The sequence below is a fragment of the Halorarius litoreus genome, from assembly GCF_024362405.1.
Lineage (GTDB): Archaea > Halobacteriota > Halobacteria > Halobacteriales > Haloarculaceae > Halorarius > Halorarius litoreus.
Window position 1 is genome coordinate 19,485 of the sequence record NZ_CP101454.1, and the last position, 23,477, is coordinate 42,961.

Below are 23,477 nucleotides of genomic sequence, written 5' to 3' on the forward strand. Positions count from 1 at the left end.
GGGCGCTTGAATGTTGGCGAGCGGTTAGTCGTCGTCGACAAGTGCCGCGAGCAGCGATTCCACCGAGTACGAGGAGAGCGCCCGGTCGTCCTCGTACAGCGTGTCGATGACGTACGTGGAGTTCGTCCGCTCGACTTCGGGGACCTCCTCGAAGTCGCGCAGCAGGTCGCCCACCGTGTCGTCGCCGGGGAGCTGGGCGACCGCGACGAAGTCGGTCTCGCCCATCGTCGAGAACAGGTGCGTGACGCCCTCGATGCCGAGGATAGCCTCGGCGACCGCCTCGTGGTGGCCCGAGTAGTCGGCCAACACCTCCACCAGCACCGTCACGCCCAGTCCGAGTTCGTCGAGGTCGAAGTCGTAGAGGTCGTTCTCGATGACGCCCGCCTCGCGGAGGTTGTTCAGCCGGTAGTGGATAGTCGAGACGGGGATGTCCGTCGCCTCGTGCAGCGCCTCGGGGCTCCCGGTCTCCAGGTCCGCGATGGCTTTCAGGATGCGGACGTCGCGCTCGTCCATGCCGGACCCTCCACCGCGAGCCCCAAGACTCCACCGCCTTCGACGGCCCCGTGGCCGACCCGAACCACGTCCGACCAACGGTACGGCTCGTCGAACGACAGGCAACCACACGCCGAGCCGTTGTAGAAGGACTTAACAACTCCAGAGCTATTTGATTGAATCAGAAACCATGTTCGCCCGATTCAGTTGGAGTAAACTTCCGACAGAACTGCTCGCGTTCGTCGTACTCGCCACGCTCTGGGGCGGGTCGTTCGTCGCCATCGAGGCCGGCGTCGAGGAGCTCCCGCCGCTGCTGTTCGCCGCCGTCCGCTACGACCTCGCCGGCCTGCTGGTGCTGGGGTGGGCCGCGCTCCGCGGCCGCTGGCTCCCGCGCACGCGCCACGATTTCCTCGCCGTCGCGCTGGTGGGGAGTCTGCTCATCGCCGGCCACCACGCGCTCCTGTACGTGGGCCAGACCACGGTGCCCGGCGCGGTCGCTGCGGCTATCATCGCGCTCCTCCCCGTCTTGACCGCGCTCATGGCCACGCTCCTGCTCGACGACGAGGGGCTCCACCCCGCGGGCTACGGCGGGGTCGTCCTCGGGTTCCTCGGCGTCGTGGTCATCACGGCCCCGGGTTCTTCGGGAGGGCTTCCCGTCGACGGTGTCGCGCTCGTGTTCGCCGCGGCGGTGGTGTGGGCCCTCGGGTCAGTCCTCCTGCGCAAGCTCGACCACCGCCTCCCGATGGGGGCGCTCCAGGGCTGGGGGATGCTGCTCGGTGCGGGTGTGCTCCACGGCGGGAGCCTCGCGTGGGGCGAGCCACAGACGCTCGCCGCCTCGCCCGCGGCGCTCGGAGCGCTGGCGTTCCTCGTCGTCGGTCCCGGTGTGGTGGCGTTCCTCCTCTACTTCCGGCTGCTCGACTCCATCGGCGCGACGCAGGCGAGTCTCGTGGGCTACGCCGAGCCCGTCGCGGCCGCGGCGCTCTCGTGGGCGCTGTTCGGCTACGTCCCCTCGACGAGCGCCGTCATCGGGTTCGCACTCGTCGCCGCAGGGTTCGCGCTCGTGAAGTACGAGACGCTGCTCGATGTCGTCGGCCGCGGCCGGCGCACGCGAGCGTGACACTGCGGGCGACCTGACCCCGACGGAACGCTTACGCGACGGACCGACATACGGTCGTCTTCTTCGAGGACCTCGACGGGAACCTGCTCGAACTCATTGCCGACCTGTCGGTCGCCCCCAGACCCAACATCGGGTACGTGCCGCTCTCGGAGTGGCGGGCGCTCGACGGCTGAACGAGTGTGCTGCTTACCCCGTATCGTACTTGTACGTCGCCTCGTCGGGGTCGATACCGAAGTCCTCGGGCGACTCCGTGTCCGCTGGCTCCTCGGTGACGGCCTCGTGGGCGCGCTTGAACCGCTCGCGGAGCCGGTCGGGCATCCGGAACCGCGCGGGGTCGATGACCATCGGGATGATCTCCTCGTCGCTGTCGGCCTGCTTCTCCTCGAGGCGTTCCTGGAGTTGCTCGCCGAGCGCGTCCGCGTCGATGGGTCGGAACCCGAACTGTGCGAGGTAGTCGGGCACGGGAGTGAGCGAGTACACCTCGTCGAACTCGTCGATGTCGGCGTTCCGGAGGAGGCGTTCGATGACGTGCGCGCCGACGCCCTGCCCGCGCCAGGCGTCGAGGACACCGATGCTCGTCAACTCACAGTAGTCGGGGTCCCCAGTGTGGATCCGGAAGCGCCCGAATCCGGCCTTGGCGTTCGACTCGTCGTCGATGGCGATGACGTAATCGCGCGACCGGAAGGCCGTTTCGTCGAGCCCCATGGCCTCGATCTGGTCCAGGAGCCAGGCCTCGTCGCGGTTGCGCGCGTCCCGGACGTACATGGTTCGGTGTACGACCCCGGCGTTCAAAAGCCCTCGTGCGACGGACGGCCGACAGCCCCGTCTTCACCTTCACATGTTACGGGCAACGTTGATTGTGTGGCGTTCTGACTATCCACGTATGACCGACTCGCTGGCGGACATCGACCGCATCGTCCACGAGCCCTCGCGAGAGTTCGTCGAATCGACCAACGTCTGGCAGTTCATGCAGGCGTACGACATCGACGACTACGACGAACTCGTCGAGCGCACGACACAGGAGGTCGAGGGTGTCGACGCCAGCGGCGTCGACTGGTTCTGGGACGAACTCGTCGACTACCTCGGCATCGAGTTCTACGAACCCTATGACACCATCCGCGACCGCACCCGCGGCCCGCAGTTCGACGAATGGTACAAAGGAGGAAGCATCAACCTCGCACACAACGTCGTGGACCGTCACGCCGCGCTCGACAGCGAGACGCGCAACAAAGTCGCGACCATCTGGGAGGGCGAGGACGGTGAGGTCCGCGAGGTCACGTACCACGAACTCGCTCGCCAGTCGAACAAAGTCGCGAACTACCTCGAATCCGTGGGCGTCGGCACCGGCGACACCGTCGGGCTCTACATGCCGATGGTCCCCGAAGTCGTCTCCATCCTCTACGGCTGTTTCAAGGTCGGGGCCATCGCCGTCCCCATCTTCTCCGGCTTCGGCGTCGACGCCACCGCAACTCGGTTGGAGGACCCCGAGTGCTCCGTCCTCTTCACGGGTGACGGCTTCTACCGCCGCGGGAGCGAAATCACGCTCAAGGGCACCGCCGACGAGGCTATCGCGGACGCCGACACCGACGTCGAGAACGTCGTCGTCTTCGACAGACTCGGCGCGGACATCCCGTGGACCGACGGCCGCGACGCGTGGTGGGCCGACGCGGTCGAATCGCAGGACGACGCCTACGACACGAAGGAACTCGATTCGGACCAGGAGTCGATGCTCCTCTATTCGTCGGGAACGACTGGGAAACCGAAGGGCATCGTCCACACCCACGCCGGCGTCCAGATGCAGTGTGCCAAGGAGCTCTACTTCGGATTCGACCTCAAACCCTCGGACCGCTTCTTCTGGGTCTCGGATATCGGCTGGATGATGGGGCCGTGGACCCTCATTGGAAATCACACCTTCGGCGGCACCATCTTCATGTACGAGGGGGCGCCGGATTACCCCGAACCCGACCGCTTCTGGGCGATGATCGACCGCCACAAACTCACCCAGTTCGGCATCTCCCCCACTGCCATCCGAGCCCTCCGCAAGAAAGGCGACGAATGGCTGGAGGGCTACGACCTCTCCTCGCTTCGGCTGTTAGGCTCGACCGGCGAGCCGTGGGACCCCGAGTCCTGGCAGTGGTTCTACGAGCACGTCGGCGGCGGTGAGGCACCCATCATCAACATCTCCGGCGGGACCGAGATCTGTGGGTGTTTCCTCATGCCCATGCCCATTCAATCGCTCAAGCCCACCACGCTCGGCGGCCCCGGGCTCGGCATGAACATCGACATCGTCGACTCCTCGGGCGAGTCCATCGCGGACACCCACGAACGCGGCTTCCTCGTCGCCCGCGATTCGTGTCCCTCGATGACCAAATCACTCTGGTCGGGCGACGAGCGCTACCTCGAGGAATACTGGTCGTCGTTCGACGATATGTGGGACCACGGCGACTGGGCACAGAAAGACGAAGACGGCTTCTGGTTCCTGCATGGGAGAGCGGACGACGCGCTCAACGTCGCCGGCCGCAAGGTCGGCCCCGCCGAAGTCGAGGGCGCGGCGATGGAACACGACGACGTCAATCAGGCCGCCGCCGTGGGCGTCCCCGACGACACCACCGGGACGGCAGTCGTCCTCTACGTCATCGTCGAGGACGGCGTCGCAGAGACCGACGACCTCAAACAGGAGGTACGGGAGCTGGTCGGCGAAGAACTGGGCAAGCCGTTCCGCCCGCGAGAGGTGCTGTTCGTCGACGAGTTCCCGAAGACGCAGTCGGGGAAGATCATCCGGCGAGCGGTCCAGGCCACCTACACCGGCGAGGACCTCGGCGACATGTCCTCCATCGAGAACCCCGGCGCGCTCGAAGACCTCGACGACGCGCGCTAACCACTCAGAACACGTCGTCGGGGGCGATGGTCCGCGGCTCGGGCCCGTCGCCGATTGCGAGGTCGCCCACCGTCTCGGCGTCGGGAACGACGACCGTTCCACCCGCGACGAGTGGCGCGACGAAGCCCGCGGCGACGACGCCAGGGTGAGCGAGTGGCTCGCGGACGACCACCGCACTCGTGTCGTCGAGGTCGTAGCGGTCGACGACGCCGCGTGCCGCCGTCAGAATCGCACCGTGCGAGTACGTCCGGTCAGCCACGCGAAGCAGCGAGCCCTCGGGGGCGATGCGGTCCGGCGGCTCGGTCGGGTTCTCGCTCCAGACGTCCCGTTCGAAGTACGCGACCGCGGGGTTCGCGTGTTCCGCACCGTAGGCGATCTGGCGGGTCCGGGGGCCGGCGCCGTAGTCGTCGAGTCGGTCGGCAGGCGCGACGAGCGCCTTCGTCCGGTCGTGGACCGCCCCGAAGTCGACCGTGGCCCCGAGCAGTCCCGCGCCGTAGAGCGTCCAGACCGTCTCTGTCGTCGGCTCCGCGGCGACGGTCACGTCCATCCCGCCGCGGACGCCCTCGTTGCGGAGGAAGTTACCGACCTTCCACGCCGTCGTACAGAACCGACGGTAGTCGACGTGACGACCGGTCGGTGCGTGGCGGAACGCGACCGCATCGGCGAGTTCGTCGCGTCGTGCGCGCGAGACCACGTCACCGAGTACGTCCATCGTGCGTACGTCGGGGCGGTACAGCCATCAATCGTGCGACTCCGTGTGGTGGCAATGTGTGTCGAATTGCCGGTAATGCTAAATGACCGGGCGGGGGAGTTCGTGTATGCGCTTGCGGGACTCCGAGCCCGAGCCGGACCTCGAAACGGTGCTCGACGCGCTCGACGACGAGACCTGTCGGGGCATCGTCGAGGAGTTGACCGAGCCGATGACCGCCACCGAAGTCTCCGAGGCGTGTTCGGTCCCGCTGTCGACGACCTACCGGAAGCTCGACCGGCTGGCCGAGGCGTCGCTGGTCACGACCGCGACCGAGGTCCGACGCGACGGCCACCACACGACGCACTACCGGACGGACTTCCAGTCGGTGCTCGTCGAGTTCCACGAGGAGAGCCAGCTCGGTGTGAACGTCGCCCGGCCACAGGTCCCGGAGGCCAGACTGGAGACGCTCTGGTCGGAGGTGCGGAACGAGGTATGACGAGCCAGGGGACCACACTGCTGCTCGCGCTGAAGACGGTGACGCTCGTCGTCGGCGGACTCATCACCTACTACGCGTACAGCGCCTACAGACGAACCCGCGCGCGGCCGCTCGGCGCACTCGCGGCCGGCTTCGCCGTCGTCACCTTCGGGACCCTGCTGTCGGGCGGCGCGGACCAGCTTCTCGGGCTGGAGATGATCTGGGTGTTCGTCCTCGAGAGTGCCCTCACCGCGACGGGCTTCCTCATCATTCTCTACTCGCTGTACGTGGAGTAGCCACTCGAGACGGGTACCGAGACTCGAAAACACGAACCACGGAAGAAGGGAACTTCGAAAGAAAACCGCGAGACCCGCTCAGCCCAGGATGTAGCTGAGCCGGGGGTACTTCTCGATGAGGGGGACGCCGTCGAGCTTGATCTGCTCGACCTTCGCGTCGAGGCCGAGGATGTGGCCCGCGCCGAACGCCGCGACGGCGAGGAACACCAGCATGTACGCGAAGTCACCGTTGATGAGCCCGTGTTCGACGCTCCAGTTCCCGAAGTAGAACATGAACATCATCATCGCGCCGAAGAACGCCGCGAGGCGGGTCAGCAGGCCGACGATGAGGCCCAGCCCGATGGCGACCTGGCCGAACGGGACGGCGATGTCCACGAACGAGACGAACCACGGGGTCGCAGCCATCCACGCGTACATCCCGGCGAGCGGGCTCGCGGGGTTGACGCCGAACTGCAGGTAGCCCGCAGCCGAGAACGGCTCGGCGGCGAGGAGTTTCGACAGCCCTGCGTTCAGGAACGCGAGGCCCATCATGAGCCGGAGCGCGAGGACGAACCACGCGGAGAGGCTGTGGGCCTGGCCGCGCACAGTGATACCGCCGACACGGCTCTCGAAGACGTTGGGGGAAGTGGTAGTTGCCATTGTGCTCACCTTACATCCTCAGAGACGCCCCCAGAGAGAATATATAAGAAATATGGTTCTCAGGGCGTGAGAACCGCGACGACGAAGTCGCGAGCCGTGTTCGCACGCATCAACGTCCGGCAACAGCCGGGAGAAGCTTCAGGAGCGTGCCACAACCCATCTGACCCATGCGACACCCTCGTACGCGGCGAGCGCTCCTCGGTACTGGTGTCGCACTGTTCGCGAGTGGGCTGGCCGGCTGTGGTGGTCTCGGGGAGGGCGACCCCGGTACGCCCGACACCACACAGGAGCGAGCCGCTATAGCGGGGTGGCCGGCGTTCGGCCACGACGCGGCCAACACCGGGCGGACCGACGTGGCCGGCCCCACCGAGTACGGGGCCATCGCGTGGCGGACTGGCGCTGGTGGAGTGACCACGAGCATCCGCGAGCAGCGCGGGACCGAAGGCCTGCGAAGGAGGTACGAAAGTGGATTAGAAGGAGTTCTTGATCTTCTCGAAGAACCCCTTGCCGACGTCGATCTCCTCGCCGCCGGCCTCCGCGAACGCTTCGAGCGCCTCGCGCTGTTCCTCGTTGAGGTCCGTGGGGGTGACGACCTGCACCTGGACGTAGAGGTCGCCGTGGCCACGCCGGCGAAGCCGGGGCATCCCCTTCCCTTTCAGTCTGAAGACCTCGCCCGACTGGGTGCCGGCGTCGAGGGTCATCTCGACGCTCCCGTCGAGCGTCGGCACCTCGATGGTGTCGCCGAAGGTGGCCTGCGGGAACGACACCGCCGTCGTGTACCGGAGGTCGTCCCCGTCGCGCTCGAACTCCTCGTGGTCCTCGATGACGATTTCGATGAGCAGGTCGCCGTTCCGCCCGCCCTGCTCACCGGGGGCGCCCTCGCCGTTCATCCGGAGCGTCTGGCCGTCCTGAATCCCGGCGGGGATGTCGACCTGTAGGGTCGCCTCGTTCTGGACGCGGCCGTCGCCGCGACAGGTCGAACAGGTCTCCGAGTAGAGGGTGCCCTCGCCCTCACAGCGGCGACAGGTCTGGGTCTGCTGGACCCGGCCCAGGGGCGTCTGCTGGACGCGCGTCTGCTGGCCCTGCCCGCCACACTCCGGACAGGTCTCGGCGTCCGCGTCGGCGGGGTGGCCCGCACCGTCGCAGTCCGGGCAGGTCTCCGGCCGGGTGACCGTGAGGTTGCGGGTGAGCCCGTCGTAGGCGTCTTCGAGCGTGATGGACATCCGCGTCTTGAGGTCCTGCCCCTGTCGGGGACCGTCGCGCTGACCGCCCCCGCCGAAGAACTGCTCGAAGATGTCGTTCATGCCGCCCATGCCGCCACCGCCGCCGAACGGGTTGCCCTGGCCGCCCATGCCACCGAAGCCGCCGGCGCCGCCGCCCGTGGCGCCGTGCTTCTCGGCCTGTTCGAACCGTTCGTGTCCCATCTGGTCGTACATCTGGCGCTGTTCGTCGTCGGTGAGCACCTCCTTGGCCTTCTTCGCCTTCTTGAACTTCTCCTCGGCGTTCGGATCGTCGGAGACGTCCGGGTGGTACTCGCGTGCCTTCTCTCTGTACGCCTGCTTGATCTCGTCCTCTGAGGCGTCCCGCGAGACCCCCAGCACCTCGTAGAAGTCCTCGCTCATTCGTTGTAGGCCGTAATCCGTCGAGAGGCTTGAAAGGAACGGGTCGGACTCGCGAGGTCAGGTTCGTGGCCGGTCGGGGTGAACGACGTGGTACAGCGGCTCGGCGTCCACCAGTTCGGGTGGTCCGGCGACGACGGCGTTCAACTCCTCGATGAAGGCGTGGTCGGCGGCCGCCCGCACCTCGTCAGACACCTCCTTCACGCGCCCGGCGTCCTCGGCTTCGATGTACGTGAGGATGTAGTCGGTCCCCTCGTGGGTCCAGATGAACGCCGACTCCGTGTAGACGCCCTCGCGGTCGATGATGTCCATCGCAGCGTCCTCGTCGTCGACGCCCTGGAGGTCCTGCAGGAGTGCTCGTGCGCGCTCGGTCTGTCCCTCGGCGATGGGCTGTTTCGTCAGGACGACATCCATACCGGACGCTCACGCGGGTGGGTGAAAGTAACTCGGGTGGCCGGCACGCTCCCGCACGAACGTATCACGTTCGGTACAAAACCCCGTTTCAGGGAACGCCCAAGTACGCGAGAGACCGACACCCACACATGGCAACCGAACCCGACGCCATGGTTCCCGTCGCGTCCCTCGCCGACCTCGAAGCCGAGGGGCGAACCGTCGTCGCCGAGAACGGTCGTGCAATCGCCCTCTTCTACCACGAGGGCGAGGTGTACGCCGTCGACAACCGCTGTCCACACATGGGTTTTCCCCTGACGCGGGGGACCGTCGAAGAGGGCGTCCTCACCTGCCACTGGCACCACGCTCGCTTCGAGTTGGAGGAGGGCGATACGTTCGACCCGTGGGCCGACGACGTCCAGACGTTCCCGGTCGAGGTCAGAGGGGATGAGATCTTCATCGACCCCGACCCACCCCAGACGGTCCCACCGAACGTCCACTGGCGCAACCGGCTGGCCGACGGCCTCCACGAGAACCTCAACCTCGTGATGGCGAAGGCCGTCATCGGCCTAGACGAAGCGGGCGAGGGGTTCCACACGCCCATCGAGACGGCCGTGAACTTCGGGACGAAGTATCGTGCATCAGGGTGGGGTCGCGGGCTCACTACCCTCGGCTGCATGGCGAATCTCTACGCCGAGGTCGGCGGCCGCGACAAGCGCCGTGCGATGTTCATGGGCGTCCGCGACGTCGCGGACGACTGTGCGGGGGAGCCCCCACGGTTCCAGCAGTACGCGTTCGACAACCGCGACCTGTCGAAGGACCGGCTCAAGTCCTGGTTCCGCGAGAGCGTCGAGGTTCGTGACGCAGATGGGGCCGAACGGTGTCTCCTCACCGCAGTTGCGTGTCTCGACCCCGAGGAGGTCGCGGAGATCGTCTTTGCGGCGGCGACGGATTCGCTGTACCTCAACGCCGGCCACACGGTCGACTTCCTCAACAAGGCGTTCACGACGCTCGACCACATCGGCTGGCACGGACAGGGTGACGACGAGGACCCGAACGCCGCGAAGGTGCTCGCCTCGACGGTCGAACAGCTCACCGACGCCACGCGCTCGGAGGAGCTGTCGTCGTGGCGCAACCCCGTCGACATCGCCGACCTCGTCTTCGACGCCCACGACCGCTTGCCGGACCTGGTGGCTGCGGGCGAGGGCACGGAATGGAACGAACCCGAGGGCTTCGTCGACGAGTTGCTCGTGGACGACCCCGAACACATCATCGACGCGCTCACCGACGCCATCCGCGAGGGCGCCACCCAGACCGAACTCGCCGACGCCGTGGTTCGGGCTGCGACCCGGAGAGTCGCGTGGTTCGCCACCAACAACGAGTTCGCCGACTGGAACACCGTCCACCACACGTTCAGCTACGCGAACGCCGTCTACGAGGCGACCCAGCGCACCGACGCAGTCGAACTGTATCGGGGCTGTTTCGACGCGGCCATGAGCGTGTATCTCGACCGGTTCCTCAACAGTCCGCAGGCACCGCTTCCAGAGCCGGGCGAGTCCGACCGCGACCCCGCCGACATCCGCGAGGAGCTCCTCGCGTGCTTCGACGAGCAGGGGCAGGTCAACCGCGCCGCGACCCTCGTCAGCGAGCACTTCGACGCGGGCGGCGACCCGGAGGACCTGAAGCGCGTCATGGGTCGCGGCCTGTTGCGCGAGGACGCGAACTTCCACACGCTGCAGAACGTCGAGGGGCACTTTGCCCGGTTCGACGAGGCAGCGGACGACTGGGAGCGTCGCCTCTGTCTGATGGCGCCGGCCCGCTACATGGCCGCGCATTTCCCGACGCGCCGCTCGAACGAGCAGACGTTCTCCATCGCGACACGGCTCCATCGCGGCGAGAAACTCCACGAGGCCGAGTAATCAGCGAACGACCGTCACCGGTACCGGACTCTGTCGCATCACTCGTTCGGCGGTGCTCCCCAGCAGGAGTCGCGACACCCCGCTGCGGCCGTGGCTCCCCATCACCACGTGGTCGACGTCGTGCTCGTCGACGTAGTCGAGGATGACGCGGTGCGGATTGCCGACCTCGTGGGCCGTCGTCAGCTCGATGCCGTGGTCCGCGGCGAGTGCGTTCGCGTCCGCGAGCGCCGACTCCGCGACCGACTTCGCGTTCTCGTACCACTGCTCGCCGTCGACGAGGCCGTGCGCCTCGCCCTCGTAGACCCCCCCGACCGGGTCGATGACGTAGAGCGCGTGGACCTCGTCGTCGGGGTGTTTCGTCGCCACTCGCTCCAGCGCGCGCGCGGACAGCGCCGAGCCGTCGTACGGGACCAGGATTCGTTCGGCCATGCTGACAGTTCGACGGGAGAGACCGTAAACACACCGCCGGCACCGATTGGCCTAAACCCGTGGGGATTGCCCTTCCCGGCACGATGCTCGAACAGCTGCTGGGTGACGACGTGGACGACTCCGGGAAGTACCTCGCGGAGGTCATCTACGGGGCGAACGACGGGATCGTCACGACGTTCGCCGTCGTCGCGGGCGTCGCCGGGGCGGCGCTCAGCCCGTCTATCGTCCTCATCCTCGGTGCGGCGAACCTCTTCGCTGACGGCTTCTCGATGGGGATGAGCAACTACCTCAGCCGCCGCTCCGAGGAGGACTATCAGGAGGCACGGCGTGGGGCTGCGTCGGGGAACGCAGACGGGAAGGACGCCTGGAAGACGGCGCTCGTCACGTTCCTCGCGTTCGTCGTGGCGGGCTGGGCGCCGCTCATCCCGTACATCCTCGGCCTCCCCGACGGCTTCCGGCTCTCCGTGGTTGTCACCGGCATCACGTTCTTCCTCGTCGGCGCGAGTCGGAGTCTCGTCACGGATCGACGCTGGTGGAGAAACGGGGCCGAGATGTTCGTCGTCGGGATGGCCGCCGCGACCGTCGCGTTCGTGGTGGGGGACTTGCTGAAGGGGCTGGCGTAGGGGGGTTTCTTCTCTGATGCCCGCCGCCGAAGAACGATCCAGTCGGTTCGTTTTCGACCACCCGCTCGTGACCGACTCGCACCCTCCATGCAGCATTGGCCAATCGACCCTATCTCCAGTCGAGAAGTACACCACTCGCACGATAGTACATGTAAATTGTCATTTTTAGATGCCAATTTCCCCCATGTGCCAGCACTCGTGTCTGTGCACCAAGGGCTGTCGAGTCGCCCGATACGAGGCGTTTCCCCTCGGTTCCCGAGGTGGTAAATCCTGCCCGTCGGAATTCAACTCGCGTGATTATCGCTCAACGTATCGATTATCATACATGGCAACTCCAAACCATGCACGTACGGAGAACCCCGATGGGCTCGGCCGGTGGTGGATATACCTCGTTGTCGCGGTGGCTGGGACGTGGGCCTTCTGGCTTCCAGCGATCGCTCTCGGCCTACGGTTCGATAGTGCGATCTGACTTGTGTTACTCCTCGTCGGACTTGCCGTCCCAGGCGTTACCGGCATCGCGTTCGTCTATCTCGTTTACGACGAACGCGGACGAAGCGACTTCTGGAACCGCGTGAGAAACCCCCGGCGCGTCGGATTGCGATGGCTCGTCGTGATTCTGCTGGTACCCTTCGGTGTTGGCGTTCTCGCTGGCGTCGTCGATCTACTCCTCGGTGGGCCCGGCCCATCGTGGGGTGAAGGTGTGACCCAGTTCGGCGTGAATCCCCTCGCCATCCTCCCGGCGTTGTTCTTCGCGACCCTCCCCCCGATTCTGGAGGAGTTAGGCTGGCGAGGCTACGCGTTAGACCGTCTGCAACTGAAGGTGTCTGCGTTGAGCGCGAGTCTGATCCTGGGCGTGGTCTGGGCTCTCTGGCACCTCCCCCTGTTCTTCATCGAGGGGTCGTTCCAACACGACGCGGTCGGGTTCGCGACCACGGGATTTTGGTTGGTCATGACCGGGATTGTCGTGCTCTCTGTCGCATTTACGTGGATCTACAATAACACGGAGCGCAGTATCCTCGGTATCATCGTTCTACACGGGTGGGTGAACTTCACCGCAGAGGTCATCGTGGTACCGGACCCCGCCTATTACGGCCTCTGGTTCGTCCTCGCTGGGGTGATAGTCGCGATCTGGGGACGCAAGACACTGACGGCTGCGCCCGAAGTTCCTCACCCCCCAGCCCCCGCCAATCCGTGAGGCAACTCCAGCGGATTTCAACAGAACTGCCCCCTCGAAAACCCCACGCTGCTCGCGTTTCGGGAACCCGTCAGAGCAAGCTCTGACGTCCAGACGAAGAGGACTCGCTACGCTTCGTCTTCGTCGTCTACGTCCTCGAAGTCGGCGTCGACGTACTCCTCGCCCTCACCGTCGGCCGCCGCGCCTTCGGGACCGGCACCGCCCATGCCGCCCATGCCAGCGCCACCGGCGGCCTGCTGCTGGGCCTGCTGCTCGTACATCTGCTTGCCGATCTCCTGGAGCTGCTTCGTGAGGTCCTCGGTGACCTGCTGGAGCTCCTCGGTCTCGGCGTCCTCGTCTTCGAGGGTCTCCTCGACGTCCTCGATGGCTTCCTCGATGTCGGCCTGGAGGTCCTCGTCGATGTTCTCCTCGTTCTCCTCGAGGAGCGTGTTCGCCCGCTGGACCGCGCTCTCGGCCTCGTTGCGGGCCTCGATGCGCTCGCGGCGCTGCTTGTCCTCCTCGGCGTGCTCCTCGGCCTCCTGCTGCATCTGCTCGATCTGGTCGTCGGAGAGCCCCGCACCACCTTCGATGGTGATGGACTCGGCGTTTCCTGAACCTTTGTCCTCGGCCTCGACGTTGACGATACCGTTCTCGTCGATGTTGAAGCCGACCTCGATCTGCGGCGTTCCGGCCGGCGCCGGCGGGATGCCCGTCAGCTGGAACTCGCCGAGCAGTTCGTTCTCGTTGGCGATCTCGCGCTCACCCTGGAACACGCGGACCTGCACCTGCGTCTGGCTGTCGGCGGCCGTGGTGAAGATCTTCGACTCCTCGGTCGGGATGGTCGTGTTCTTGTTGATGAGTCGCTCGAACAGCCCGCCCTTCACCTCGATACCGAGCGAGAGGGGCGTGACGTCGAGCAGGACGATGTCGTCGACGTCGCCGGAGAGGACGCCGCCCTGGATGGCCGCGCCGAGCGCGACGGCCTCGTCGGGGTTGACGTTCTTCTTCGGCGTCTGGCCGGTCATCTCCTCGACTTTCTCCTGGACCTGCGGCATCCGGGTCGAGCCGCCGACGAGGATGACCTCGTCGATGTCGCCCTTCGAGTAGCCCGCGTCCTGGAGGGCCTGCTCCGTCGGCTCGACGGTGCGGTCGATGAGGTCCTTTGTGAGCGACTCGAACTTCGCGCGCGTCATCTTCTGTTCGAGGTCCTTCGGCCCCGAGTCGTCCGCGGCGATGAACGGGAGCGTGATGGTCGTCTCCTTCCGCGAGGAGAGTTCGATTTTGGCCTCCTCGGCCGCATCTTTGAGCCGCTGGAGCGCCTGCCGGTCCTCGCGGAGGTCGATGCCGTGTTCCGCCTCGAACTCGTCGGCGAGGTAGTCGATGATGGCCAGGTCCCAGTCGTCGCCACCGAGGCTGTTGTCCCCGTTCGTGGCGACGACCTCGTAGACGCCCCCACCCAGATCGAGGATGGAGACGTCGAACGTCCCGCCCCCGAGGTCGTAGACGAGGACGGTCTGGTCGGACTCGTCGTCCAGCCCGTACGCCATCGACGCGGCGGTCGGCTCGTTGACGATGCGCTCGACCTCGAAGCCGGCGATCTCCCCGGCGTCCTTCGTCGCCTGTCGCTGCTTGTCGTTGAAGTACGCCGGGACGGTGATGACCGCCTTCTCGATATCGTCACCGAGGTACTCCTCGGCGTCGCGCTTGATCTTCTGGAGGATCATCGCCGAGATCTGCTCCGGCGTGTAGTCCTCGCCCTCGATGGACACCGAGTAGCCCTCCTCGCCCATGTGGCGCTTAATGGACTGGATGGTGTGTTCGGGGTTCTGGACGGCCTGGTTCTTCGCCGGTTTCCCGACGAGACGCTCGCCGTCGTCGGTGAACGCGACGACGGAGGGCGTCGTCCGGTCGCCCTCACCGTTGACGATGATCTCGGGGTCGCCCCCCTCCATCACCGCGAACGCGGAGTTGGTGGTACCGAGGTCGATACCGAGAATCTTGTTGCTCGCCATCTTGCCCGACCCTACTGGTCAGAATCGGTTAAAAGTTGCTAGATAGGGCGACACACGCTTCTCGGCGAGGCGGTGCAGTCGGGCGGTTTTCGAATCGGCCGGTTGGCTTGACCGCTACCCTTAAACAGAACCGCTACTCAGCCGCGACCGACAGGTCGACCACCACGGGCAGGTGGTCGGAGGGGTAGCGACCGGTCGCATCCGCGAGCGTCGAGACCGCGTACCGGTCGACCGCGAACCCGGAGACGAAGACGTAGTCGAGCCGCGGCTGGTCGTCGCGAGGACCGGCTTCGTCGAACCCCTCGCCGCCGAACCCGACGAACGTCCCGCCGGGCCCGAACCGCTGGGCGGCCGCGCGTCGCGCGTCGTCGAGGTCACGGGCCAGGAGCCGGTACGGCCCGGATGCGGGCGGGGCGTTCAGGTCACCGAGGACGAGCGTCGGCCCGTTGTCGGTCCGATCGCGCACCTGCCGGGCGCTCTCGCGTCTCGCCACCTGCCCCTCGTGGTCGAAGTGGACGTTCTGGCAGTCGAACTCGGTACCAGTCCGGCGGTCGCGGAACCGTGCCCACGTGCAGAAGCGCGCGAGCGCGGCGTCCCAGCCGACGCTACCCACGTCACCCGAGGGCGAGAGCCCAACCTGCCCCTCGTCGAGCAGGTCAAGTCGACTCGAACGAAAGCCGATGGGCGTGTGTTCACCGTTCCCGGCGACGTGCGCGACCCAGGCGTACTCGGGCAATCGCTCACGGAGGTCGGGCAACTGGTCGAGCCAGCACTCCTGTACTGCGATGAGGTCGGGACGGTGGAGGGCGATGGCGGCCGCGACCCCATCGCGGCGCTCCGCCCACGCACGCGGCCCGGTGTCGAGGTTGGCGTACCGGATGTTGTACGTCGCGACGCGGAGCCGGTCGGCCGGTGAGCCACGCATACACGGCGTCCGTCCAGCGGCGAGAAAAGGCTACTCCACGCGCGACTCGGACGCGAGGCGGCTACTCGTCGTCGGCGACGGTGACCTGCGCCGGGCGCAGCACCTTCCCCGCCATCTCGTAGCCGGGGCGGTGGATGTCCGCGACGGTCCCCTCGTCTTCGTCGCTCTCGACGCGCATCAGCACCTCGTGGCGCACGGGATCGACCTCGGTGCCCGGTTCGGGCTCGATGGCTTCGACGTCCTCGGCGTCGAGTACCTGGTCGAACTGCCGGAGGGTGGTCTCGATGCCGCCGCGGATGTCTGCACCCTCGTCCTGCTCGAGCGCGCGGACGAGGTTGTCACGCACCTCGAGCAGGCGCTCGACGAGGTCCTCCGTCGCGCGGCGCTGCTGGTCCTCGAGCTTCTTCTGCTGGCGCTTCTTGAAGTTCTGGAAGTCGGCCTGCTTGCGCTTGAGTTTGGATTCGAGTTCCTCGACCGTCTCGCGCTCGGCGTCGAGGTCGGCCTCCAGCGTCTCGACGCGCTCGCGAAGCGCGGCTACCTCACGGGCGACCTGTTCGGGCGGCTGGTCGGCGAGTCGGTCGACCAGTTCTGCGTCCGGTTCGAGCGTCTCGTCGGGCGTCGCCCCGTCCGTCGGCGACTGGGCGTCGGCGGCCGCCGCGCCGTCGTCCTCGACGGTCACCTCGGCGTCGACACCCTCGTTCTCGCTCATGGGAGAACGAAGGGAGTCGCGCTGTATAAGGTTGTAGAAACCGCTCGCGGCTCGCCGTCGGCTACAGCAGAAGACTGATGACCGCCAGCACGATGAACAGCAGCACGAACAGCCGTGCGATCTCCATCGTGATGCCGGCGATGCCACGCGCACCGACGAGCGCCGCGAGAATCGCGAGCACGAAGAACACGATAGCGTACTGGAGGAACTCACCACTGAACTGGAGCGGAACCAGGGGGAACATGTACTACACCGTTCAGCCGCCGGGGTGATTGTTAGAAGCCACGTAATCGCGAGAAAGACAGACGTACTTCGCGAATCGAGGACTGGGACGCAGCGCACAGGTCAGCCCGCGTCGACCTGCACCACCCCATCGGTCCAAACGGCGACGGGGAGCCCAGTGTAGCGGAACGCGATCTGCGTGCGCTCGTCGCCCCGGCAAAGCGCGTCGAGGGCATCGGGGTCGACAGCCTCGAACAGTGGCGCGAGCGCGTCGACGGTGGTCCGCCGGACGCGGGCGACGAACAGCGGGAGGACCGTGGAGGGCCGAATCGTCGCGGAGTCGAACGTCGCCCAGTAGGACTGCGTCGTCGCGTCGAACCGGACGACGAGTCGCTCGTCGCTCCCCAGCCGAAGCCCGGCGACCGGGAGGCCACTCGGTGGGCGGTCGAGCGTCACCCGTGGCTCTCCGACCGGGCCCGCAACTCGCTGACGGCGACTGCGACGCGACTGGCGGTCGCGCCCGGCTCCGACGATGCTGCGGACACCACTACTGTCTCGGCCGTCCGGTCGTACACCACCACTCCCGCAGCCGCGAGCTTCGGGAGGTGGAGGTGGTACAGCTGGAGCCGAGCGTCCTCGACGGTCAGCCCGTCGTCGGTCGCCGCCAGCGCGTCGGCGAGGCGATCGAGCGTCACGGGCTCGGCCGCACGTGAGAGGTACACCAGGACGAACCGCCGCTCCCAGCGGCCGAGCAGGTCGAAACACGCTGCTGTGGTGGCTGGTCGTGGCTGGTCGGCGGTGGACTCGTCGTCGGCTCGTGGCTCGTGACTCATTCCTACGGCCGAGAGTTCTCGACCGCGAAGAAAGGGGTTCTGGCGGAACCGTCGAAAGGGTCAGTTCCGCGCAGCCAGTGTCTCGCGAACCGTCGGCGCGAGCGAGGTCACCACCGCCTCGCCGTCGCGTTCACGGACGACGAGGTCGTCGTCGGCCAGTCGGCCGAGGTGGTGTGAGACCGTGCTCGCCGCCCGGTCGAGTTCGTCCGCCAGCGTGCGGACGCTCGCCGGCTCGAGTCGCTTCACCGCCAGCAGGACCGCCGCGGTCGACGTCTCCGCGAGCGCTGCGTCGAGTGCGGCTGACTCGGCCGCCAGCGACACCGGATACAGTCGCGTGCGACCTCGCATCCGACGGACGTCGAGCAGCCCCTCGTCGTGTAACACTCGACTGTGGTACGTCACGGTCGAGGCCGGGACGCCGATGCGGTCGGCGACGCCGGCGAGGTGGATGCCCGGCGTCGAGACGACGGTCTCGTAGATGGCGCGCCGCGTCTCGTGGTCCATCGGGTCCGAGTCTTCGACCCGGCTGTAGCCGAGCAGCGCCACCAGCACTCGTGGGTCGTCGACCGCTTCGGCGGTCTCGACCGTTCGGTCGACCAGGAGGTCCGCGACGCTGTCGGCAGACGTGGGGAACTGCCCCCCGTGGTCCGACGTCGCCACGGACGAATCGGTCGACGGTGCGATACCTGTCGTCGCGGTGACCGCGGTCGCCGTCGTCCCGAGCAACGCGACGACCACGACCACCACGAGCAACCGGTGTGGGAGCGTCATTGACACGTGGGCCCCAGCCCGAACCCACTCGGCGTGGGCCTGGTGCACCCGTCACCGCGTATTCCGTCACGGCATATATCTGAACTCGCGGCTTCGCTTCCAGATACTGACCGACTGGCCACGACCCAAGGTGAGGCGGGACCCGAGATGACGGCGGACTTATACCGGACGGCGTTCGAATCCGGGTGTGCCAGCGGTGACGCTCACGTACGACGAGGGGACGATTCGGGTCGACGGGGACCCCGGCGTTCCCCTCCCCGGAGTCGAGGCCGACCCCCGCTCGAAATCGAAGCGGGCCCCTGCGTTCCACTACGCCAACCTGCGGAGCGCACTCCGCCCCCTCGACGTGGACGTCGACGACCGGGTGCTCGACTGCCCCGAGGTGCCGGCGCTCGCCTCGTCGTACGACCTCCGCGACTACCAGCGAGCCGCGCTCGACGCGTGGGCCGACAACGACCATCGGGGCGTCCTCGAACTCCCCACCGGGAGCGGGAAGACCGTCATCGCAATCGCTGCTATCGAACGCCTGGAGACGGCGACGCTCGTCGTCGTCCCGACCATCGACCTCTTGAACCAGTGGCGCCGCGAACTCGAGACCGAGTTCGACGTCCCCATTGGACAGTTCGGCGGGGGCGAACAGCGGGTCGAACCGCTCACCGTCGCCACCTACGACTCGGCGTACCTCTGCGCGGACGAACTCGGCAACCGGTTCGGCCTCGTCGTCTTCGACGAGGTCCACCACCTCGGCGGCGAGGGCTACCGCGACATCGGCCGACTGTTCGCCGCGCCCGCTCGACTCGGGCTCACGGCGACGTTCGAGCGCCCCGACGGCGCCCACGAGGTCATCGAGGAACTCGTGGGGCCGAAGGTGTACGACCTCACCGTCGACGACCTCGCGGGCGACCACCTCGCGCCCTACGACATCAAGCGCGTCGAGGTGTCGCTCTCACCCGAGGAACGCGAGCGCTACGAGGAGCACCAGGGAACGTTCACGGACTACCTCGCCACCTCGAACATCCGGCTCACGTCGGGCGCCGACTATCAGGAACTCGTGATGCGCTCGGGGACGGACCCGCGCGCCAGGAAGGCGCTGCTCGCGAAGCAGCGCGCCCGCGAGGTGATGATGAACGCCGACGCGAAGGTCGAGGAACTCGAACGGATCCTCGACCGCCACCGCGACGACCGCATCATCGTCTTCACGGCGTTCACCGACCTCGTCTACCGCCTCTCCGAGCGCTTTCTCATTCCCGCGATCACCCACGAGACCGGCGCGGCGGAGCGCCGCGAGATTATCGAACGGTTCCGCGAGGGGACGTACTCGCGGGTCGTCACCGCGAACGTGCTCGACGAGGGCGTCGACGTGCCCGACGCGAACGTCGCCGTCGTCCTTTCCGGCTCCGGAAGCGAACGCGAGTTCACGCAACGACTGGGCCGCGTCCTCCGACCGAAAGCCGACGGCGGGCGCGCCGTCATGTACGAGGTCGTGACCGAGGAGACGGCCGAAGAACGGGTCGCCGACCGGAGGCGCTGATGCTCACGAAGGACCTCCTCCGCGTGTCGCGGGCCGGCGGCGGCTACCATCCGCAGTTCGTCGACGCTTCCACCGAGGAGCTGGCCGCCCGCCTCATCGGACTGTTTCAGGGCCACGTCGGCGAGTCGCGCGAGACCCTCGATGCGGCGCTCTCCGCGCTCGAAGGCGAGTACGAGTTCAAGCTCGTCCGCGGGTTCGCCAAGCTCCTCGAACGCGAGGCCACCTTCGAGACCACGTCGCCGGTCGAACCGCGACGCGCCCGGACTGCGGCGTTTCGCGCGGCCGAGCCCGTCGGCGTCGTCACGGAAGCCGACCGGGAGACGGCGCTCGTCGAGGCGGCCGACTCGCTCGGCGTCACGGTCGACGACCTCGAAGCGTCACTGTACGGTGACCTCGACGCGCGCCAGACGCTGACCGCGTTCGAGCCGCGGTGGGAGCCCGACCAGCTGGTCGAACAGTACAATCTTTCCCTGGCACAGACCGCACTGTTCGACGCCACCGAAGTCCGGGTCCGCTCCTCGGACCCGAAGGCGCTCGTCTCCGCAGTAAAGCGACTCCGCCTGCTGTACGAGATACGCAAGACGCCCGAGGGTCGCGAGGTCGTCGTCACCGGCCCGGACGCGCTGTTTCGGCGCTCGCGACGGTACGGCACGCGGTTCGCGCGGCTCCTCCGGACGGTCGCCGGCGCCGACGAGTGGACCCTGGAGGCGACCATCGACGACCGCGGGACCGACCGCCTTCTCACGCTCTCTGACGCGGACCTCTCGGTCCCGGGCACCGAGCCGGTCGGCGAGATGACGTTCGACTCGGGCGTGGAGTCCGACTTCGCCGCCCGGTTCCAGTCGGTCGACCTCGACTGGGAACTCGTGCGGGAACCCGAGCCGCTGGAAGCCGGCGAGCACGTCGTCATCCCGGACTTCGCGTTCGAGTGGCGGCCGGCAGGGAGCGACGTGGCCGACGGCACCGCGGACGGCACTGGCGCGCCGTTCCGCGTGTTCTTCGAGATCATGGGCTTCTGGACCCCCGAGTACGTCGCGAAGAAGCTCTCGCGGTTCCGCGACCTCGAAGACGTGGCGTTTCTCGTCGCAGTCGACGATTCGCTGGGTGTGGGTGAGGACGTCGAGGCATTGACCGACGGCGCCATCCCCTACACGGGGCGCGTTCGGGTGAAGGATGTCGTCGACGCGCTCCGCGCGTACGAGACCGACCTCGTGGCGGACGCGGCTGCCGACCTCCCCGACGAACTCGTCCCCGACGCCGACGCCGTCACGCTCGCGGCGCTCGCGGAGTCCCACGGGGTGAGCGAGTCCGCGATCGAGGACAAATCCTTCCCCGAACACGAGCGCGTCGGGCGCACGCTCGTCCGGCCGGCCGTCCTCGACGACCTCACCGAGCGCATCGAGGCCGGGATGGCCCTCGGCGACGCCGAGGCTGTCTTCGACGAGTACGGCATCGACGACGCGAGCGCGATGCTGTCGCGGCTGGGGTTCCGCGTCGAGTGGGAGGGGCTCGACGGTGGCACCGTCCGCGAGAAGTGACAGGGATGACAGAGGGGACAGGGCGGCAGGGTGGGGACCCGTACGACGAGCCTCCCCACTCCCCGGTGGGTGACAGGAACGGCCCGTCGCGTTCGGAGCCGGGAGCGCCGGTGGCTTAGCCCTCGCGTAAGCACAAACGCCCGTTTCAGTTACCCGTCGCGTTCTGGACCCGAAGCCCCTGCGGGTCGTTACGGAGGCGGAACAGCGCATCGTCGCCGTAGGTGACGGTCACTCCGTACGGTTCCTCGCCGGGGTGCGGCACCTCGAAGAACACCTGGGTGAACACGACGGGCGTCTCGTCGTCGTCACAGGTGGGGACCGCCGCCGCCCCCGGTTCGATGGTGAGGGTGTAGTTCGCGAGTCCCGACTCCCGGATGGTGGCGTTCGTCGGTAGCGTCTCCGCGTCCGCGAGCGAGAGGTTCGTCCGGAGGACGAGGAACGTCCCCCGAGAGGTGTTGCCGGTGTCGACCTTCGGGGTCGTAGCAGGATTCGGCTTACAGGTGACGTTCCCGGCAGAGAAGCCCGTTACGGCGGGGTCGATTCGGGGGCGGTCGTCGAACGCGCCGGTGCCGCCGAGGAAGACGCCCGCGCCGATGCCGGCGACGAGGAGGACGACGGCCGCGAGAACGGTGGCGAGGAACGCCCGGTCCATAGCGAACGAATGGACGTGAGTCGTATCAGCGTACCGTTCCCGGAGCTAGAGGTCGCGCTGTCGCCCCTTGGGGATCTGCGAACGGAGTTCGCCGTGGAGATAGAGGCCGACGCCGATGGGTTCGCGCTCGCCCGCGAGCTCGTGCGTGGCGATGAGATAGCCCCAGTCGCCGTCCCAGTCGGGAAGCTCCTGGTCGTGGCCGGCGACGAACGCTTCGGCTTCGTCGCTCGAAAGGTCGATGACGCACTCGGTGGCGAGTCGGCCGAACCGCTGGGCGGCGTTCGTCGTCGGCTTCCAGTGGTCGTGGTCGGTCCTGAGTACGGCCATCCCGAGCCCCTGAATCCGGACGGGCGACGGCACCTCGCCGTGGAACGCCCAGATCTTCCCCGAGCCGCGCTCCCAGAAGGAGTAGTCGGCCCACGTCTCCCGCGGGATACCATAACGGTCGTGCCAGAAGTCGACGATGGCCTCGCGAGAGGGCCGGCCCTCGACCTCGCGGTCGGCATCGGTTTCGGGAACGCGGCCGAACCGGCGACCGACGTTCTCCCTCATTCGGCCACCTCCAGTTTCGCACAGAAGAACCCGCCCGTGTCGTTGTGCTGCGGGTAGATGCGCTTGGCACGCGTCATCGAGGAGTCGTACTCGGTACCATCCCACTCGGTGACGCCGGGGGCGTGGTCGAGTGGCAGGTCGTAGTCGACGAGTTCGACGTCGTAGTTCTCGAGCGCGTGGTCGAGGACGGCCTCGTTCTCCTCCGGCGCGAACGTACACGTCGAGTAGACGACCGTTCCCCCGTCTCTGGTGACCTCGATGGCTCGCCCGAGGATGCCCTTCTGGACGCCCGAGACGCCCTCGACGTGGTCGAGCGTCCACTCGTCGAGCGCGTCCGGGTTCTTTCGGATGGTGCCCTCACACGAGCAGGGCACGTCGACGAGCGCGCGGTCGAACTTCTCCCCATCGAAGGGTTTCAGCGAGAAGTTCCGGGCGTCGGATTTCGTGACCGCGACGTTCGTGATGCCGCAGCGCTCGGTGTTCGACCGGAGCGCCGAGATGCGCCCGAGGTTCGAGTCGTTCGCCACCAGGAGGCCCGTGTCCTCCATCAGCGCGGCGAGATGCGTGGTCTTCGAGCCCGGGGCCGCACAGGGGTCGAGCACGCGGTCGCCGGGCTCCGGGTCACAGACGAGCGCCGGCACCGCCGACACCTCCTCCTGCCCGTAGAGCCAGCCGTGGAAGTACGGCCACGTGTTCCCCGGTTTGTCGGTCGGGATACGGAACAGCGTGTCGTGCCAGTCGACCGGCTCGTAGTCGATGCCCTCCGCGTCGAGCGCCGCGCGGGCGCGCTCGACCGTCGTCTTGAGCGTGTTCACCCGCACGGCCTGCGGGAGCGGCCGCTCGCAGGCCGCCCGGAACGCCGCCGGGTCGTCCATCAGCGGCTCGTAGCGCGCGAGAACGTCCATACCGTCGGTTCCAGTCGGGCGCGCTTGTGGTTTCGGATTCGGAGTGGGCTTCGTGGGTGGACCGGCGGCGTTTTACTCCTCGAAC

General features: G+C 67.2%; 26 protein-coding genes. 9 read left to right on the plus strand and 17 right to left on the minus strand.

What is annotated here, in order from left to right; genetic code table 11:
- Window positions 1-24: 24 nt before the first annotated feature.
- Window positions 25-513 (minus strand): Lrp/AsnC family transcriptional regulator, encoded by a 489-nt coding sequence (locus tag NL126_RS00125; protein ID WP_255196865.1) that lies wholly within the window; start codon window positions 511-513, stop codon window positions 25-27.
- 169 nt (window positions 514-682) lie between these two features.
- On the opposite strand from NL126_RS00125, the gene NL126_RS00130 reads away from it, so the two are divergent.
- On the plus strand, window positions 683-1,609 hold the full coding sequence (locus tag NL126_RS00130; protein ID WP_255196866.1) for a DMT family transporter: 927 nt from the start codon (window positions 683-685) through the stop codon (window positions 1,607-1,609).
- A gap of 186 nt (window positions 1,610-1,795) precedes the next feature.
- Here NL126_RS00130 and NL126_RS00135 read toward each other — a convergent pair whose 3' ends face one another.
- Window positions 1,796-2,374, minus strand: a complete 579-nt coding sequence (locus tag NL126_RS00135; RefSeq protein ID WP_255196867.1) for a GNAT family N-acetyltransferase — start codon at window positions 2,372-2,374, stop codon at window positions 1,796-1,798.
- 118 nt (window positions 2,375-2,492) lie between these two features.
- Between NL126_RS00135 and NL126_RS00140 the strand changes: the two genes are divergently transcribed.
- On the plus strand, window positions 2,493-4,487 hold the full coding sequence (locus tag NL126_RS00140; protein WP_255196868.1) for an AMP-binding protein: 1,995 nt from the start codon (window positions 2,493-2,495) through the stop codon (window positions 4,485-4,487).
- Between the two features lie 4 nt (window positions 4,488-4,491).
- Here NL126_RS00140 and NL126_RS00145 read toward each other — a convergent pair whose 3' ends face one another.
- The gene (locus NL126_RS00145; protein WP_255196869.1) at window positions 4,492-5,199 is read right to left on the minus strand and encodes a class I adenylate-forming enzyme family protein; all 708 of its coding nucleotides are present in this window, start codon (window positions 5,197-5,199) and stop codon (window positions 4,492-4,494) included.
- 106 nt (window positions 5,200-5,305) lie between these two features.
- On the opposite strand from NL126_RS00145, the gene NL126_RS00150 reads away from it, so the two are divergent.
- On the plus strand, window positions 5,306-5,674 hold the full coding sequence (locus tag NL126_RS00150) for a winged helix-turn-helix domain-containing protein (protein ID WP_255196870.1): 369 nt from the start codon (window positions 5,306-5,308) through the stop codon (window positions 5,672-5,674).
- Window positions 5,671-5,949: a DUF7521 family protein gene (locus NL126_RS00155; RefSeq protein WP_255196871.1), complete on the plus strand. Its 279-nt coding sequence runs from the start codon at window positions 5,671-5,673 to the stop codon at window positions 5,947-5,949. The genes NL126_RS00150 and NL126_RS00155 overlap by 4 nt, the downstream gene beginning before the upstream one ends.
- Before the next feature lie 78 nt (window positions 5,950-6,027).
- On the opposite strand, the gene NL126_RS00160 is transcribed toward NL126_RS00155, so the two are convergent.
- From NL126_RS00160 to NL126_RS00170, 3 genes are all read right to left on the minus strand, one after another.
- Complete coding sequence (locus NL126_RS00160) at window positions 6,028-6,588, minus strand: DoxX family protein (RefSeq protein WP_255196872.1); 561 nt, start codon at window positions 6,586-6,588, stop codon at window positions 6,028-6,030.
- Window positions 6,589-7,058: 470 nt separating this feature from the next.
- Complete coding sequence (gene dnaJ, locus NL126_RS00165; protein WP_255196873.1) at window positions 7,059-8,210, minus strand: molecular chaperone DnaJ; 1,152 nt, start codon at window positions 8,208-8,210, stop codon at window positions 7,059-7,061.
- 57 nt (window positions 8,211-8,267) lie between these two features.
- Window positions 8,268-8,621: a DUF6176 family protein gene (locus NL126_RS00170; protein WP_255196874.1), complete on the minus strand. Its 354-nt coding sequence runs from the start codon at window positions 8,619-8,621 to the stop codon at window positions 8,268-8,270.
- 128 nt (window positions 8,622-8,749) lie between these two features.
- On the opposite strand from NL126_RS00170, the gene NL126_RS00175 reads away from it, so the two are divergent.
- On the plus strand, window positions 8,750-10,516 hold the full coding sequence (locus tag NL126_RS00175; protein WP_255196875.1) for a Rieske (2Fe-2S) protein: 1,767 nt from the start codon (window positions 8,750-8,752) through the stop codon (window positions 10,514-10,516).
- Here the strand turns inward: NL126_RS00175 and NL126_RS00180 are convergent, their stop codons facing one another.
- Window positions 10,517-10,945 (minus strand): universal stress protein, encoded by a 429-nt coding sequence (locus NL126_RS00180; RefSeq protein WP_255196876.1) that lies wholly within the window; start codon window positions 10,943-10,945, stop codon window positions 10,517-10,519.
- Between the two features lie 83 nt (window positions 10,946-11,028).
- Between NL126_RS00180 and NL126_RS00185 the strand changes: the two genes are divergently transcribed.
- Together NL126_RS00185 and NL126_RS00190 are read left to right on the plus strand one after the other, a co-directional pair.
- Window positions 11,029-11,568 carry a VIT1/CCC1 transporter family protein gene (locus NL126_RS00185; RefSeq protein WP_255196877.1) on the plus strand — a complete coding sequence of 180 codons (540 nt, stop codon included), beginning with the start codon at window positions 11,029-11,031 and terminating at the stop codon, window positions 11,566-11,568.
- A gap of 472 nt (window positions 11,569-12,040) precedes the next feature.
- Window positions 12,041-12,763, plus strand: a complete 723-nt coding sequence (locus tag NL126_RS00190; protein WP_255196878.1) for a CPBP family intramembrane glutamic endopeptidase — start codon at window positions 12,041-12,043, stop codon at window positions 12,761-12,763.
- Between the two features lie 107 nt (window positions 12,764-12,870).
- On the opposite strand, the gene dnaK is transcribed toward NL126_RS00190, so the two are convergent.
- The 7 genes from dnaK to NL126_RS00225 form a co-directional block, all read right to left on the minus strand.
- On the minus strand, window positions 12,871-14,754 hold the full coding sequence (gene dnaK / locus NL126_RS00195) for a molecular chaperone DnaK (protein WP_255196879.1): 1,884 nt from the start codon (window positions 14,752-14,754) through the stop codon (window positions 12,871-12,873).
- Window positions 14,755-14,887: 133 nt separating this feature from the next.
- Window positions 14,888-15,679: an endonuclease/exonuclease/phosphatase family protein gene (locus tag NL126_RS00200; RefSeq protein ID WP_255196880.1), complete on the minus strand. Its 792-nt coding sequence runs from the start codon at window positions 15,677-15,679 to the stop codon at window positions 14,888-14,890.
- Between the two features lie 61 nt (window positions 15,680-15,740).
- Window positions 15,741-16,388, minus strand: a complete 648-nt coding sequence (locus NL126_RS00205; protein ID WP_255196881.1) for a nucleotide exchange factor GrpE — start codon at window positions 16,386-16,388, stop codon at window positions 15,741-15,743.
- A gap of 61 nt (window positions 16,389-16,449) precedes the next feature.
- Window positions 16,450-16,632 carry a DUF1328 domain-containing protein gene (locus NL126_RS00210; RefSeq protein WP_255196882.1) on the minus strand — a complete coding sequence of 61 codons (183 nt, stop codon included), beginning with the start codon at window positions 16,630-16,632 and terminating at the stop codon, window positions 16,450-16,452.
- A gap of 101 nt (window positions 16,633-16,733) precedes the next feature.
- Complete coding sequence (locus NL126_RS00215; protein WP_255196883.1) at window positions 16,734-17,066, minus strand: HalOD1 output domain-containing protein; 333 nt, start codon at window positions 17,064-17,066, stop codon at window positions 16,734-16,736.
- The gene (locus NL126_RS00220; RefSeq protein ID WP_255196884.1) at window positions 17,063-17,443 is read right to left on the minus strand and encodes a DUF7344 domain-containing protein; all 381 of its coding nucleotides are present in this window, start codon (window positions 17,441-17,443) and stop codon (window positions 17,063-17,065) included. Before NL126_RS00220 ends, NL126_RS00215 begins: the two co-directional genes overlap by 4 nt.
- 60 nt (window positions 17,444-17,503) lie before the next feature.
- On the minus strand, window positions 17,504-18,214 hold the full coding sequence (locus NL126_RS00225; RefSeq protein WP_255196885.1) for a winged helix-turn-helix transcriptional regulator: 711 nt from the start codon (window positions 18,212-18,214) through the stop codon (window positions 17,504-17,506).
- Window positions 18,215-18,401: 187 nt separating this feature from the next.
- Here NL126_RS00225 and NL126_RS00230 point away from each other — a divergent pair, with 187 nt between their 5' ends.
- Together NL126_RS00230 and NL126_RS00235 are read left to right on the plus strand one after the other, a co-directional pair.
- On the plus strand, window positions 18,402-19,745 hold the full coding sequence (locus NL126_RS00230; protein ID WP_255196886.1) for a DEAD/DEAH box helicase family protein: 1,344 nt from the start codon (window positions 18,402-18,404) through the stop codon (window positions 19,743-19,745).
- Window positions 19,745-21,283 carry a DUF790 family protein gene (locus tag NL126_RS00235; RefSeq protein WP_255196887.1) on the plus strand — a complete coding sequence of 513 codons (1,539 nt, stop codon included), beginning with the start codon at window positions 19,745-19,747 and terminating at the stop codon, window positions 21,281-21,283. Before NL126_RS00230 ends, NL126_RS00235 begins: the two co-directional genes overlap by 1 nt.
- Before the next feature lie 145 nt (window positions 21,284-21,428).
- On the opposite strand, the gene NL126_RS00240 is transcribed toward NL126_RS00235, so the two are convergent.
- Genes NL126_RS00240 through NL126_RS00250 form a run of 3 tightly spaced genes read right to left on the minus strand, consistent with a single transcriptional unit; the run spans window position 21,429 to window position 23,392 of the window.
- Window positions 21,429-21,935 carry a hypothetical protein gene (locus tag NL126_RS00240; protein ID WP_255196888.1) on the minus strand — a complete coding sequence of 169 codons (507 nt, stop codon included), beginning with the start codon at window positions 21,933-21,935 and terminating at the stop codon, window positions 21,429-21,431.
- A 45-nt stretch (window positions 21,936-21,980) separates the two neighbouring features.
- Window positions 21,981-22,487 (minus strand): DUF7122 family protein, encoded by a 507-nt coding sequence (locus NL126_RS00245; RefSeq protein WP_255196889.1) that lies wholly within the window; start codon window positions 22,485-22,487, stop codon window positions 21,981-21,983.
- Window positions 22,484-23,392 (minus strand): RsmB/NOP family class I SAM-dependent RNA methyltransferase, encoded by a 909-nt coding sequence (locus NL126_RS00250; RefSeq protein WP_255196890.1) that lies wholly within the window; start codon window positions 23,390-23,392, stop codon window positions 22,484-22,486. The genes NL126_RS00245 and NL126_RS00250 overlap by 4 nt, the downstream gene beginning before the upstream one ends.
- Between the last annotated feature and the right edge of the window lie 85 nt (window positions 23,393-23,477).